The sequence below is a fragment of the Parafrankia discariae genome (assembly GCF_000373365.1).
Taxonomy (GTDB): Bacteria; Actinomycetota; Actinomycetes; order Frankiales; family Frankiaceae; genus Parafrankia; species Parafrankia discariae.
The window spans coordinates 112,482-126,420 of sequence record NZ_KB891115.1 but is presented as its reverse complement, the minus strand read 5'-3'; the positions used below and the strand labels follow the sequence as shown (position 1 = coordinate 126,420).

The 13,939-nt window shown below is 71.5% G+C and carries 10 protein-coding genes and 1 pseudogene; 2 read left to right on the top strand and 9 right to left on the bottom strand.

Annotated features, from left to right (window positions below; genetic code table 11):
• Positions 1 to 141 precede the first annotated feature (141 nt).
• Entirely contained in the window at positions 142 to 1,470 is a 1,329-nt protein-coding gene (locus B056_RS0105610; RefSeq protein ID WP_020572323.1) for a winged helix-turn-helix domain-containing protein, read from the top strand.
• 110 nt (positions 1,471 to 1,580) lie between these two features.
• Here B056_RS0105610 and B056_RS45935 read toward each other — a convergent pair.
• The 8 genes and pseudogenes from B056_RS45935 to B056_RS0105575 form a co-directional block, all read right to left on the bottom strand.
• Positions 1,581 to 1,694 (bottom strand): annotated as a pseudogene (locus tag B056_RS45935) (DNA-binding response regulator); the annotation flags it as partial.
• 162 nt (positions 1,695 to 1,856) lie between these two features.
• Positions 1,857 to 4,493, bottom strand: a complete 2,637-nt coding sequence (gene clpB / locus B056_RS0105605) for an ATP-dependent chaperone ClpB (RefSeq protein WP_018500918.1) — start codon at positions 4,491 to 4,493, stop codon at positions 1,857 to 1,859.
• The gene (locus tag B056_RS0105600; protein WP_018500917.1) at positions 4,484 to 4,963 is read right to left on the bottom strand and encodes a chaperone modulator CbpM; all 480 of its coding nucleotides are present in this window, start codon (positions 4,961 to 4,963) and stop codon (positions 4,484 to 4,486) included. The genes clpB and B056_RS0105600 overlap by 10 nt, the downstream gene beginning before the upstream one ends.
• Before the next feature lie 112 nt (positions 4,964 to 5,075).
• Entirely contained in the window at positions 5,076 to 6,029 is a 954-nt protein-coding gene (locus B056_RS0105595) for a DnaJ C-terminal domain-containing protein (protein WP_018500916.1), read from the bottom strand.
• Positions 6,030 to 6,033: 4 nt separating this feature from the next.
• Positions 6,034 to 6,678 carry a nucleotide exchange factor GrpE gene (locus tag B056_RS0105590; RefSeq protein ID WP_026239368.1) on the bottom strand — a complete coding sequence of 215 codons (645 nt, stop codon included), beginning with the start codon at positions 6,676 to 6,678 and terminating at the stop codon, positions 6,034 to 6,036.
• 92 nt (positions 6,679 to 6,770) lie between these two features.
• Positions 6,771 to 8,684, bottom strand: coding sequence for a molecular chaperone DnaK (gene dnaK, locus B056_RS0105585; RefSeq protein ID WP_018500914.1), 1,914 nt, complete (start codon positions 8,682 to 8,684; stop codon positions 6,771 to 6,773).
• Positions 8,685 to 8,913: 229 nt separating this feature from the next.
• A complete protein-coding gene (locus B056_RS0105580) occupies positions 8,914 to 10,086 on the bottom strand; it encodes a zinc-dependent alcohol dehydrogenase (RefSeq protein WP_018500913.1) in 1,173 nt (390 codons plus the stop codon).
• 109 nt (positions 10,087 to 10,195) lie between these two features.
• A complete protein-coding gene (locus B056_RS0105575; protein ID WP_063826603.1) occupies positions 10,196 to 11,149 on the bottom strand; it encodes an SRPBCC family protein in 954 nt (317 codons plus the stop codon).
• A gap of 455 nt (positions 11,150 to 11,604) precedes the next feature.
• Here B056_RS0105575 and B056_RS0105570 point away from each other — a divergent pair, with 455 nt between their 5' ends.
• The gene (locus tag B056_RS0105570; protein ID WP_026239367.1) at positions 11,605 to 12,009 is read left to right on the top strand and encodes a hypothetical protein; all 405 of its coding nucleotides are present in this window, start codon (positions 11,605 to 11,607) and stop codon (positions 12,007 to 12,009) included.
• A 10-nt stretch (positions 12,010 to 12,019) separates the two neighbouring features.
• Here the strand turns inward: B056_RS0105570 and B056_RS0105565 are convergent, their stop codons facing one another.
• Positions 12,020 to 13,723, bottom strand: a complete 1,704-nt coding sequence (locus B056_RS0105565; protein WP_018500910.1) for an FAD-dependent oxidoreductase — start codon at positions 13,721 to 13,723, stop codon at positions 12,020 to 12,022.
• Between the last annotated feature and the right edge of the window lie 216 nt (positions 13,724 to 13,939).

Sequence of the window (13,939 nt, the reverse complement as noted above, 5' to 3'; positions counted from 1 at the left end):
GCTTGCGCGGCCGGCGGCGCGGCCGGCGAACCCGCCGTTCCCGCCGGGCCGCCACCAGCGGGGTCGGGCCAGGGCCCGGCCGCGGCGCGCAGGCGGCCGCCAGCTCAGGTACTGGGTCCGGTGGTGCCGCCGGGCCCGCGGGTGCGCCGGTCGCGGCCCGAACAGCTCAGCGCCGCCCAGGCCCGCCGGCTCGCGCTCGCCGCCCAGGGCTTCGGGCGGCCCCGGTCCGCCGGTCCGCCGGGGCGTCGCCACCTGCGCGGGCTGTTCGACCGCGTCGGCCTGCTGCAGATCGATTCGGTGAACGTGCTGGCCAGGTCGCACTACCTGCCAGGCTGGTCGCGGCTCGGGCCGTACTCGCGGGTCGCCCTGGACGACTACGTCCACCGGGAGCGCCACGCCTTCGAGTACTGGGCGCACGAGGCGTCTTTCGTGCCGGTCGGCTGGCAGCCGCTGCTGCGGTGGCGAGCCGAGGCTGCGTCGGCGGGCGAAGGGATCTGGCGGGGCGTCGCGGCCTTCGGGCGGGAACGCGCCGACTACGTCGCGGCGGCACTCGCAGAGGTGACCCGGCGCGGGCCGATCACCGCTGCCGAACTGCCCGGTCCGGGCCGCGGAGGCGGCTCCTGGTGGGGGTGGACGGACGGCAAGCGGGCGCTGGAGTACCTGTTCTGGACCGGGCAGGTGTGCGCGGCCGGGCGCCGGGCGACCTTCGAGCGCGTCTACGACCTGCCCGAGCGGGTGCTGCCCGCCGACGTGCTCGCCACCCCCACCCCGGAGCCGGCCCAGGCGCACCGCACTCTGCTGCTGCACGCCGCGGACCGACTGGGCGTGGCCGCCGCGGGTGACCTCGCCGACTACTTCCGCCTCCCGGCGAGGTTGGCCCGGCCTCGGCTGGCCGAACTCGTCGAGGCGGGTGACCTGCTGCCGGTACGGGTGGAGGGCTGGTCGTCACCGGCCTACCTGCGGCCGGGGCTCGCGATACCGCGCCGCATCGAGGCCGCCGCGCTGCTGTCACCGTTCGACTCGCTGATCTGGGAGCGCTCGCGGACCAGACGGCTGTTCGGCATGGAGGTGAAGCTCGAGATCTACACTCCGGCACCGCGCCGTCGCTACGGCTACTACGTGCTGCCGTTCCTGCTCGGCGACCGGCTCGTAGCACGGGTCGACCTGAAGGCCGACCGGGCCGCCGGTGTCCTGCGGGTTCCGGCCGCCTGGGCACACGACCCCACCCGACCGGTCGAACTCGCCGCCGGTGCGCCGACGTCGGCCCCCGCGGTGGCGGGCGTCCCGGCTCCGACGGCCGGTGGCCCGCCGCCGCCGCCGGCGGCGGTGGTGGCCGAGGCACTCGCGGCCGAGCTGCTCGGCATGTCGGCGTGGCTGGGGCTCGGCCCGGTCGAGGTGGCCGCGCGGGGCACCCTCGCCGGCCCGCTGCGCCGCGCCCTCACGGCGGCTCCGACCGGCTGCGACGGATGACCGGCCGGTGTGGTTGGGTCAAGGCCCTGCCGAGGCCGGCTTCACGGGCTTTGACGATGGCATGGGAGCGTTCGGAGACCTGAAGCTTGATGAAGATGTTGGACACGTGAGCCCCGTGCTCCTGCCCGCATCGCGGCGAAGACGGAGTCGTCGTCCTCGAACATCGTGAGGACGACGACGGCGGCCGTCGATCCTGATCGGGTGAGTCTGCGGGTCGCCTCGATGCACCGAGGAGTGGGCCCGAGCCAGCCGGATTTTCAATCTGCTCCTGTAGAAGGGAAATTTCGTCTCTGCGGTTCGCGGTATGACGTTGGCGGGCTCCGGATCGCCCAGCGTGGCGCCCCGTCCGGTCCGGACCCCGTTCCCGCGACTCCTGCGCTCACGCCTCAGGCGGCGAGGCCGTGCCGGGCGGTGGCCTTCTCGTAGGTCACGACTAGCTCCCCGTCGTGGGCGTCGATGCGTACGGCACCGCCTTCGGAGACCTCGCCGCGGATGAGCGCGCGCCCGACCCGGGTTTCGACCTCGTGGGAGATGTATCGGCGTAGCGGGCGGGCGCCGAACACCGGATCGAAGCCCTTCTCGGCGATCAGCCGGCGGCCGGCCTCGGTCAGCTCCAGGCTGATCTGCCGTTCGGCGAGCCGGTGGCGCAGCTCCTCGAACTGCAGGCCGACGATCCGCTCGATCTGCGGCAGGGCCAGCGGCCGGAACAGGACGATGTCGTCGATCCGGTTGAGGAACTCCGGGCGGAAATGCCCCCGCAGCTCCGCCATCACCCGGGCCTCGGCCTCCGGCCTGATCTGGCCGTCCGCGTCCATCCCGTCGAGCAGGTACTGCGAGCCGATGTTCGAGGTCATGATGATGACGGTGTTGCGGAAGTCGACCCGATGCCCCTGGGCGTCGGTGATCCGGCCGTCATCAAGGATCTGCAGCAGGACGTTGAACACATCCGCGTGCGCCTTCTCGATCTCGTCGAAGAGCACCACCGAGTACGGCTTGCGCCGGACGGCCTCGGTGAGCTGGCCGCCCTCCTCGTATCCCACGTAGCCGGGGGGAGCGCCGACCAGCCGGCTGACGGTGTGCCGCTCCTGGTACTCGCTCATGTCGAGGCGGATCATGTGTTCCTCGGTGTCGAAGAGCGCCACTGCCAGGGTCTTCGCCAGCTCCGTCTTCCCGACGCCGGTCGGGCCGAGGAACACGAAGGAACCGATGGGCCGGCGGGGGTCCCGGATGCCGGACCGGGCCCGGATGATCGCGTCGGCGACGAGCGTGACGGCCTCGTCCTGGCCGACGACCCGTTCCCGCAGGATCTCGTCCAGCCGCAGCAGCTTGTCCCGCTCGGTTTCCTTGAGCCGGGTGACCGGGATACCGGTCCAGACCGCGACGATCTCGGCGATCTCGTCCTCGGTGACGACCTCGCGCAGCAGCCGGTGCTCGCCCTGCTTGGCGGCGAGCTGTTCCTCCTCGGTGGCAAGACGCCGTTCCAGCTCGCCCAGCCGGCCGTAGCGTAGTTCGGCGGCCCGGTTGAGGTCGTAGGCCCGTTCGGCCTCCTCGGCCTCACGGCGGACGCGTTCGAGCTCCCCGCGCAGCTCCTGGACCCGGCGGATCGCCTGGCGTTCGGCCTCCCACTGGGCGCGCATCGCGTCCGCCTCGGCCCGCAGGTCGGCGAGCTCCCCGCGCAGCTGATCCAGTCGCGCCTGGCTGGCCGGGTCGGTCTCCTTGGCCAGGGCCGCCTCCTCGATCTCCAGCCGGGTCACCCGGCGGCTGGTCTCGTCCAGCTCGGCGGGCATCGAGTCGATCTCGGTACGCAGCCGGGCACAGCCCTCGTCGACCAGATCGATCGCCTTGTCGGGCAAAAACCGGTCGGTGATGTAGCGGTGGCTCAACGTCGACGCGGCGACGAGCGCGCGGTCCTGGATCTTCACTCCGTGGAAGACCTCGAACCGCTCGCGCAGGCCGCGCAGGATCGAGATGGTGTCCTCCACGCTCGGCTCGTCCACCATCACCGGCTGGAAACGCCGCTCCAACGCGGCGTCGGACTCGACGCGCTTGCGGTACTCGTCCAGCGTGGTCGCGCCGATCATGTGCAGCTCGCCGCGGGCCAGCATCGGCTTGAGCATGTTCCCGGCGTCCATGGCCCCCTCGGCGGCGCCGGCACCGACCACGGTGTGCAGCTCGTCGACGAACAGCAGGACCCGCCCCTCGGACGCCTTCACCTCGGTCAGCACGGCCTTGAGTCGTTCCTCGAACTCGCCGCGGTACTTCGCTCCCGCCACCAGCGAGCTCATGTCCAACGCGAAGATGGTCTTGTCGCGCAGGCCCTCCGGCACGTCCCGGCGGACGATCCGCTGAGCCAGGCCCTCCACGATCGCGGTCTTCCCGACGCCCGGATCCCCCAGCAGCACCGGGTTGTTCTTCGACTTGCGGCTGAGGATCTGGATCACTCGGCGGATCTCCGCGTCCCGGCCGATGACCGGGTCGAGATTGCCGGTCCGGGCCAGCTCGACGAGGTCCCGGCCGTACTTCTCCAGCGCCTCGTAGGCGGCCTCCGGGGTTGCGGAGGTGACCCGCTGGTGGCCGCGGATCCGGGTGAGCGCGGCCAGGAAAGACTCTCGGGTGAGGCCATGCTCCTGCAGCCGCCGGCCGGCGGCGGTGGCGGTGCCCTCCTCGGTCAACGCGAGCAGCAGGTGCTCCACCGACACGTATTCGTCCTTCAACCGCCCCGCCTCGCGTTCGGCCGCGTCCAGCAGCCGGGCCAACCGCTGGGTCACGAACACCTGCCCGGGAGCGGCCCCCGGGCCGGTCACCTTCGGTCGCCGGGCCAGGTCGGCCTCCAGCTGCGCGCTCAGCGCGGCGACATCGGCCCCGGCCTCGTTGAGCAGCCGTGAAATCAGCCCGTCGGGCGCTGCCAGCAGGGCGGCCAGCAGGTGCTCGCCGTCGACCTCGGTGTGCCCGAGCGCGGTCGCCCTGGCCTGGGCCGCGGCCAGCGCCTCCTGGGACTTCTGGGTCAGGCGGTTCATGTCCATAGTCGTCCGCTCCTCGCGTTGCCGGCTTCCTGGCTGGCTTCCAGTGCCGACCGCACCCGCGGGGCCGTGCTGCCGCCGAGGGCGGCTTCCAGCGCGTCGATGCGGTCGAGCAGATCGAGCACGAGGCCGATGGCGGCGTAGTTCAGGCAGAGACCGGCCCGTAGCCGCTGGATCCGGGCGATCGTCGCCGGGGTGTCCGAAGGGAACCACAGCGTGCCGGCGGCGTCGCGGGAGGTGTCCAGCAGGCTGAGCGCGGCGAACCGGCGGACCAGTTCGGGATGCAGCCCGGCCCGGTCGGCGACCGTCTCCAGGGTGAGCCACGTGGTGACGCCGAACCGTGGTTGGGCGTCGCTTCTCGCGTGTACGGCGCCCACGGTGCCGCGGCGCGGGCGGCGGACTGGCGCCAGTGGGTAGGGGCGGGAGGCATCGGGCCGGGACGCCCCACCCTCCGGCTGGGAACGGGTGCTCATCCTCGCCTCCTGATCTGTCATCAGTCACGCCCGGACCAGGTCCCGCCGTGAGTCACGGCCGTGGTCGCGTCCGGCCACCAGGCCCCGATCGCGTTCTGGTCATGTCCTGCACCTACGCCCTCGGATCGAACGCGGAGATCGCCGCCAGTTCTTCGAACAGCGCGCGTTCGCGGTCGGTCAGCTTCGCCGGGACCATCACGCTGATCTCGGCATAGAGGTCACCGGGGGAGCCCCGCGGGTTGGGCATGCCCTCACCGCGCAGGCGCAGCCGCCGGCCGGACGACGATCCCGCCGGGACGTGCACCTTGACCTCGCCGCCCGGAGTGGCGACGGGGACGGTCGCACCGAGCGCCGCCTCCCAGGGCGAGACCGCCACGGTGAGGTGGATGTCCCGCCCGGACAGCCGATAACGCGGATGCGGCACGATTCGCACCCGCAGGTACATATCCCCGGCCGGGCCATCGCCGCTGGCACGGCCGCCCTGCCCGGCCAGCCGGATCCGCTGCCCGTCCACCACCCCGGGCGGGATGGTCACGGTGTAGGCCCGCGCGCCCTCGGGGCCAGCGAGGGTGACCTGACGGCGGCCGCCCCGGTACGCCTCCTCGACGCTCAGTTCCAGCCCGGCCTCCTGATCGGCGCCGGGAATCGGACCGGTCGCCCCACGTGCGCCGCGACCCGCCCCGAAGAGGTCTCCGAACAGGTCCTCGAAGCCGCCGCCACCGCCGAAGCCCGCCTCGAAGCCCGGCGTCACCCGGACCCGCCGGCCCGAGCCCCCGCGTCCGGCGCCGGCACCCCCGAAGCCGGCACCGACGCCGGCGGCCATCCGTTCCTCGTAGTCCTCGGGTATGCGCCGGAAGTCCGGCCCGAACCGGTCGTACCGGCCCCGGGTCTTCGGGTCCGACAGCACCTGGTAGGCCTCGTTGATCTCCTTGAAACGCTCCTCCGCCGCCGGATCCCTGTTCACGTCCGGGTGGTGGCGGCGGGCGAGCTTCCGGTAGGCCTGCTGGATCTCCTCCATGGTCGCCTCGCGGCTGACGCCGAGAGCCTCGTAGTAGTCCCGGGCCACGGCGTCACTCCGAGGGCTTGCTGACGGCCACGCCTACCGGGCGCAGCTGCCGTCCGGCGTCGCCGTAGCCGGGCCGGACGACGGCGACCACCGTGCCCGGCGGCTTGCCCGGCTCGTCGACGAGGCTCACCACGTCATGCCTGGCGGGGTCGAAGGGCACGCCGACCTCATCGTGGCGCGGGTAGCCGAGGCGGGCCAGCACGTCGACCGCCTGGTCGCGCACGGCCCGGACGCCGGTCAGGATCGATTCCGGATCGGCCCCGGCATGCGTCAGCGCGAGCTCCAGGTGGTCGAGCACCGGTAGCCAGGCCGTGGCCGCCCGCTCGCGCTCGGCCTCCCGTTCCCGCTCCACCTCCCGGGCGCACCACTTGCGCTGGTTGTCGAGGTCCGCGAGGGTCTGGCGCCAGCGGGCCGTGAGCTCCTCGATCCGCGCGGCGAGCGCCGCCGGCTCCTCTTGCCGGTCGACTCCGACCGGATGCTCCACCCCGGCCGGCTGCTCGCCGCCCGCGGACCGCGCCTCGCCTACCGGCCGATCGGTGGCCACCGACTGGTCCGCACGCACGGGCCGGTTCCTACGCGGATGATCATCCCCGTTCCCACGCGGATGATCATCCCCGGTTCCTGGTGATGGCCGACGGGCAGACGTCATCGCTCAGTCCTCCGCTCGCTCGCTCAACGCTCCCCGGTCGCCCCGTTCGCCCGTTCGCCTCGCGGGACCGCTCTACTCGACCGCTCCCACGCTCAGCCCCGGTCGAAATCGGCGTCGATGACGTCATCCGGGTCGCTCGACGGCGGCTGCCCGCCGCCGGCCGTTCCGCCGGGACCCGGCTGGCCACCCCCGCCCGGCTGGCCACCGGCGCCCGGCTGGACGCTCGCCAACGCGTGGTAGAGCTGCTGGAGATCCGAGCTGAGTGACCGGACCCGGTCGAGCGGCGCTTCCTCCTGGACGGCCTGCCGAGCGTCGGCGACGAGCATTTCGGCGCGGGCCTTCTCGTGCGCCGGCGCAGCGTCCCCGAGGTCCGCCAACCGGCGCTCGACCTGATAGGCGACCGAGTCGAGTTCGTTGCGGGCGTCGATCGCCGCGCGCAGCGCCTCGTCCTCATTTCGGTGCCGTTCGGCCTCGCCGATCATTCGCTCGACCTCGCTCTTGTCGAGGGTCGAGCTTTCCGTAATGGTGATCTTCTGCTCGGCTCCGGTGTCCTTGTCCCGTGCGGTGACGTTGAGGATGCCGTTGGCATCGATGTCGAAGGTGACCTCGATCTGGGGCTCGCCGCGCGGGGCCGGCCGGATGTTCTCCAGCCGGAAGCGGCCGAGCACCCGGTTGTCCGCGGCGCGTTCCCGCTCGCCCTGCAGCACGACCACGTCGACAGCGGACTGGTTGTCCTCCGCGGTGGTGAACACCTCCGATCGCCGAACCGGGATCGTGGTGTTCCGCTCGACGATCTTCGTCATCACACCACCGCGGGTTTCCAGGCCGAGCGACAGCGGGGTGACATCGAGCAGCAGCACGTCCTTGACCTCGCCCTTGAGCACCCCTGCCTGGATCGAGGCCCCGAGCGCCACCACCTCGTCCGGGTTGACGCTCATGTTCGGTTCCTTGCCGCCGGTCAGCCGCCGGACCAGCTTCTGCACCGCCGGCATCCGGGTGGCGCCGCCGACCAGGATCACCTCATCCAGGTCGTCCGCCGTGACCTTGGCGTCCTCCGTCGCCTGGTTCACCGGTCCCATGGTCCGTTCCAGCAGATCGCCGGTGATCTGCTCGAACGTCGAGCGCATGACCGTGGTCGTCAGGTGCGTCGGCCCGGACGCGTCAGCGGTGATGAACGGCAGGTTGACCTGGGTCTGGGTCACCGAGCTCAGCTCGACCTTGGCCTTCTCCGCGGCTTCGAAGAGCCGCTGCAGTGCCTGTGGATCCGTGCGCAGGTCGATGCCCCGGTCACGCTGGAAGTCGTCGGCCAGGTGGTCGACCAGCCGGCGGTCGAAGTCGTCCCCGCCCAGGTGGCTGTCGCCGGCGGTCGAGCGCACCTCGACCACCCCGTCACCGACGTCGAGGACGCTCACGTCGAACGTACCGCCGCCGAGGTCGAACACGAGCACGGTCTCGTGCTGCTTCTTGTCCAGCCCGTAGGCCAGCGCGGCCGCGGTCGGCTCGTTGATGATCCGCAGCACCTCCAGGCCGGCGATGCGGCCAGCGTCCCGGGTGGCGGTGCGCTGCGCGTCGTTGAAGTAGGCGGGCACCGTGATGACCGCTTCGGTGACCTTCTCGCCGAACTGCTTGGCGGCGTCGTCGGCAAGCTTGCGCAGCACCAGCGCGTTGATCTCCTCCGGCGAATAGAGCTTGTCCCGCACCTTGAAGCGGACGGCGCCGCCGGGGCCGGGCACGACGTCGAAGGCGACCGCCTTGGCTTCCTCGCTGATCTCGTCGTAGTGCCGCCCGACGAACCGCTTCGCCGAGGAGATCGTGCCCTTCGGATTGAGGATCGCCTGCCGCCTTGCCAACTGACCGACGAGGCGCTCCCCGCTTTCCGTGAACGCGACCACGGACGGGGTCGTCCGCGATCCCTCGGAGTTCGGGATGACCCTGGCCTCGCCACCCTCCCACGCGGCGATCACCGAGTTGGTCGTGCCCAGGTCGATACCTACTGCCTTGGCCATGAGCCTGCTCCCAGCTAGGAGCGAGCGGAAAAGGCCAGAAGTCGAACGTGCCACCATGGGCCGTCCAAACCATCCCGGCTAGGGTGTCCTGGCTGAACCAGCCAGGCGAAGCCGGCCACACCGCCCGATATCGGCCCGACGGGTGCTACCCGCGGGGTGTTTACCGCTCCCTGCCCTGCCCGGTCCGGCGACACCTGAAAACCGATCAGGGTCGCGCGGGCCCGCGGGGTCAGGGCGCGAGTACCACCTTGACGCATTCCTCCTCCTTGTCGCGGAAGATGGAGTAGCCGTCGGGGGCCTCGTCGAGGCTCAGGCGGTGGGTGATGACGAAGCTCGGGTCGATCTGCTTGGCGCGGATCCGGTCGAGCAGCGGGCGCAGGTAGCGCTGGACGTGGCACTGCCCAGTCCGCATGGTCAGGCCGCGGTTCATGAACGAGCCCATGGGGAACTTGTCGACCAGTCCTCCGTAGACGCCGATCACCGAGACGATGCCGCCGTTGCGGCAGTTGCGGATCGCCTCCCGCAGCGCGAACGGTCGGTCGGTCTCCAGCCGCGCCATCTGCTTCGCGCGGTCGTAGGAGTAGGCGGCGGGAGCGGCGTGGTGCGCCTCCAGACCGACGGCGTCGATGCAGGCGTCGGGTCCGCGTCCGCCGGTCATCTCCAGCAGGGACTCACGGACGTCGGTGTCCTCGTAGTTGATCGTGTCCGCGCCGGACCGGTCAGCGGCCATCGCCAGCCGGTTGGGGAAACGGTCGATCGCGACGACGCGCTCCGCGCCGAGCAGGTAGGCGCTGGCGATGGCGAACTGTCCGACCGGACCGGCGCCCCAGACCGCGATGACATCCCCGGGCGTGATGTCGCAGAACTCGGCGCCCATATAGCCGGTGGGCAGGATGTCGGACAGGAACAGCACCTGCTCGTCGGGCAGGTCGTCCTCGATCTTGATGGGTCCGACGTCGGCGAACGGCACCCGGGCGTACTCGGCCTGACCGCCGGGATAGCCGCCGAGCATGTGCGAGTAGCCGAAGATGCCGGCCACTGGGTGGCCGAGGATCTTCTCCGCCAGCGCGGCGTTGGGGTTGGAGTTCTCGCACAGCGAGTAGTCGCCGGCGAGGCAGGTGTTGCACTGCCCGCAGGCGATGGGGAACGGGACCACGACGCGGTCACCGACGCGCAGCTTTCGGACCTCGCGGCCGACCTCGACGACCTCTCCCATGAACTCGTGGCCCAGCACGTCGCCCTTCTTCATGGTGGGCACGAAGCCGTTGTAGAGGTGCAGGTCGGACCCACAGATGGCGGTGCTGGTGACGCGGACCACGGCGTCACGGTTGTTGAGGATCTTCGGGTCGGGGACCTGCACCACATCGACCTCGCCCCGACCGAGCCAGCAGTTCGCTCGCATGCGTCCGCCCTCCGTTCCGACAAATCAAAGGATTCTTTCCGGGTCTCCGAGCCTGCCTGGCGCTCTGGGCCCACCGACGACGAGTCGTGGGCCGCGCGCCTGACCGCGTTCAGCCCAGCGGCCGGGCGGGATGTTGGCCCAGCAGGTGCACGGCGGATCGGGCACCGGTCGGAGATCCTTCGGACCGGACGACCTCACCGGTCTCCATCAGTTGCTTGAAGCGGCGCAGGTCGTCGGCGATCTGCTGTCCGGGCTCCTCGCCCAGCAGCTTCGCCACCGCGGCTCCCGGCGCCCCCGCGGGAACGTCGTACTCCAGCTCGACATGCACCTCGGTGCCCCGGCCACCCGGTGCCGGGACGAACCGCACCGTTCCGGCGTTGCGCACGTCCGCGTCGCCGACCGACCGCCAGCCGATCAGCTCTCCCGGACGGTCCTCGACGATCTCGGCGTCCCACTCGACCGTCGTGCCGGCAGGACCCCTTGTCTTCCAGTGCGAGTGGCCGTTCGAGGTCCGGACCGAGTCCAGGTGGTACATGAAGGTCGGCAGCACCTCGAGGTCGTGCCACGTGCGGTAGAGATCATCGGGCGTGCGGCGCACCGTGGTGCTCGATCGCGCCCGCATCGGACCGATGGACGGGCCGCCGGCGTGCCGCCGGGCGGCGATCACGTCGGCGATGGTGACCCCCACGATCGCACCCGCCGCAGTGGCCTGGCGGAGCAGGCGCGGCAGGTCGTCGCGATGCCGCAGGACGGCGATCACCAGGACGGACAGGTCGATCGCGTCGCCCGCGACCCGTCCCCACAGCCAGCGCCCCGGGCGCCTGCTGCCCAGCACGCAGACACCGCTGGCGATCTCGCGTGTGCCCAGGGCCCTCGACACCGCCCTGCTCGCCGCCGTGTTCTCGGTGCCGGTAACCCGGACCACTGCCGTGGGCGCACCGATCTCGGCCGCGCCGAGGCCGAGGCTGAACAACCCCAACGCTTTCGCCACACGGTCCTGGCGGGTTGCCTCGGCGCGGGCCTCCCGAGTACCGGCCTTCCATGTGTTTCGGGTGCGTCTCATGAGGTGACCTCCTAAGCACCGAACCAGGTGGGGTCGACGCGGCGCCGGCCGGACCGGGCGTCAGGCCGGACCGGGCGTCAGGCCGGGCCGCCCTCGGCGGCGGAGAGCCGGCGGTGATGGTCGTCTGTTGGCCGCCACGGGAGATCCTGGGGCGTTGCCTCGGCCGGCGTGCTCGCGGTAGAGGCTGCCCGGCTTCTGTGGACCCAACCGATGTGGGCACAGGATCCCGGGCGGAGTTCCCAGGCGTGCGCTGGCTTGGACCGTGCGCTGGCTTGGACCGTGCGCTGGCTTGGACCGTGCGCTGGCTCAGAGGAGGAGGAGGCTGACAGGCGGCCGGCGGCGCGCGTCGGTGGTTTTCCGGCCCGGCGCGGGGCATCAGAAGTGGTCGCCTCGGCCGTGAACCAGCGGCCGGGACCGCGCCGGCGTTCCGCGCGGCGTCTCCGGATGCCGAAGCCGTGCCAGATTCGGCGGGTTCGGCTGGTTCCGGGCAGGCGGCGGGCGAGGCGGGACTGTCGGGTCCGGTCGCCTTGGACGCCGCGGACGGCCTGGATGCGACGGTCGAGGCCCTGCGCCGGGCACGGGTGAGCCACCCGCTGCTGGCCGAAGGGGTTCCCGCGGGCGAACCGGCGTGGACAGGGCCGGAGGTCGCGTGGATAGGGCCGGAGGTCAACGACATCGCCGTGGATCCCGCGGACCTGGCCGAGGTGACGAGCCCGGTCCGGGTGGGGCAGGTGGACGCGCTGGTCAGGGCCGCCCTGGGGACCGCCGCCGCGGTGCACACCGTCCCGGCCGATCGACCGGAGTCGCCGACCGGCGGGGTCGGTGCCCTACTGCGACACACCCTCCCGGCATCCGTCTAGAGACCTGTCATCAGCGCGCCGCGCTTCCGGTCCGCTGCAGGTGGTCGTGAAGCATCTGAACGGCGGCGGCGCCGTCGCCGACGGCGGAGCCGACCCTTCGGGTGGCGCCGTGACGGACGTCTCCGGCGGCGAACACCCCCGGTCGGCTGGTTTCCAGACGGTGTGGCGGGCGGCCCGGACGTCGCGAGCGGTCGCCCCGGGGGGCCGAGACGGCGTCGGTTCCGGTCAGGACGAATCCGTCGGCGTCCAGCGCGACAATGTCGCCCAGCCAGTCGGTGTGGGGCCGTGCGCCGATGAAGACGAAGAGCATGTGGACGGGTATCGACTCCTGTTCGCCGGAGTGGAGGTCCTCAGTGACGAGCGCTTCCAGGCCGCCGTTTCCCTCGGCGCGCTGTAGGCGGGTATGGGTGCGGACGACGATCCGCGGATGACGGCTGATCCGGTCCACCAGGTACCTCGACATCTTCTGGCGGAGATCGTGTTCGCGGGCCAGCAGGTATACGCGCGGCGCAACCTCCGCGAGAAACACGGCGGCCTGCCCGGCCGAGTTGCCGCCGCCCACGACGGCGACGGGATGACGGGCGCACTGTCGGGCTTCCATGAAGGTGGCCGCGTAGCACACGCTGGCTGCCGCGAACTCGCTGATACCGGGCACGTCCAGTTCGCGGTAGCGGGCGCCGGTGGCGACGACGACGGTCCTGCTGACGATCTCAACCTGCTGGCCGTCGAGATTCAGCGACGCGGCCTGCAGCTCGCCGTCCGGTACCAGCGACACGGCCTCGGCCGGCAGGTTGATCTCAGCACCGAACCGGCGGGCCTGGATGGCGGCCCGCTCGGCGAGTTCCGCCCCCGAGATCCCGGCGGGAAAGCCGAGGTAGTTCTCGATCCGGGAGGACGTTGCCGCCTGGCCTCCGGTGGCGGTCGCGTCGAACGCGGTGGTGGTCAGGCCGTCCGCGGCACCGTAGACGGCAGCGGCGAGCCCGGCTGGTCCGGCTCCGATCACGAGCAGATCCCGAACGCCACCGTCCGGGCGCGGGGTCGTCAGCCCGATCGCCTGCGCCAGTCTCGCGTTGCTCGGGTTGCGCAGGACTTTTCCATCCCGCCAGATCACGACGGGTGTGTCCTCGGGGGTCAGGCCGAGAGCGCGCAGGGCCTCCTCCGCGTCGGTGTCCTCCTCGAGGTCGACGTACCGGTGTGGCAGGCGGTTTCGGGCGGCGAACTCGCGCAGCCGTCGGGTGTCCGGGCTGTAGCGGGAGCCAATAATCCGGAAACCCGCATCGAGGCCGATGAGTATCTCTCGCCGGATGAAGAAGGCCCGCACGATCAGGTCGCCGAGTCGGGCGTCGCACTGCAGGAGTTCCGCAAGCTGCTCCACTGGGACGATGAGGATCTCGGTGCCCTCGCCGGCGACGGCGGTGTAGAAAGACGGCTGCCCGGCCAGGAGGCCGAGCTCACCGAGGAAGCGCCCAGTTCCGTGGACGAGGAGCCGCTGGGGCTCGTCGCTGCCGTAACCCGTGATCACCTGCACCGAACCCCGCAGGATGACCACGAACCGATCGCTCGGTTCACCCTCCCGGATCAGCACTTCGCCGGGCGCGGCGTCTTGGCGGTCACCTCGGGTCGCGAGGGTCTCGATCTGGGCGGTCGACAGCCGCGGGTACGCGCCGTAGCTGTCTGGAGACTCGGTGACTCCGGCTGTGTCCGTAATCGTCATGAACTTCTCCGATCCGGGTGCGCCGCGGGGCGGTCTCGGGAGCCGGCGCCCGCGGCCGTCCTCGGTCCCTGCCCGCCGGGCCGCTGCCGGACCTCCGCAGTCCGCGACATCCATCACCGCATCTCGGCAGTAATCCGAATCCGGCCAGACAGCACACGTGGGCGACGACGGACACCGCGCCTCGCGTCAGACCGACCGCACCAGACTCGAAGCCCC

What these genes read in the sequence shown, in the direction of transcription:
- clpB (WP_018500918.1), bottom strand. Translation starts at nt 4,493, where the DNA reads ATGGACATGAACCGCCTGACCCAGAAGTCCCAGGAGGCGCTGGCCGCG.
- B056_RS0105600 (WP_018500917.1), bottom strand. Translation starts at nt 4,963, where the DNA reads ATGAGCACCCGTTCCCAGCCGGAGGGTGGGGCGTCCCGGCCCGATGCC.
- B056_RS0105590 (WP_026239368.1), bottom strand. Translation starts at nt 6,678, where the DNA reads ATGACGTCTGCCCGTCGGCCATCACCAGGAACCGGGGATGATCATCCG.
- dnaK (WP_018500914.1), bottom strand. Translation starts at nt 8,684, where the DNA reads ATGGCCAAGGCAGTAGGTATCGACCTGGGCACGACCAACTCGGTGATC.
- B056_RS0105580 (WP_018500913.1), bottom strand. Translation starts at nt 10,086, where the DNA reads ATGCGAGCGAACTGCTGGCTCGGTCGGGGCGAGGTCGATGTGGTGCAG.
- B056_RS0105575 (WP_063826603.1), bottom strand. Translation starts at nt 11,149, where the DNA reads ATGAGACGCACCCGAAACACATGGAAGGCCGGTACTCGGGAGGCCCGC.
- B056_RS0105565 (WP_018500910.1), bottom strand. Translation starts at nt 13,723, where the DNA reads ATGACGATTACGGACACAGCCGGAGTCACCGAGTCTCCAGACAGCTAC.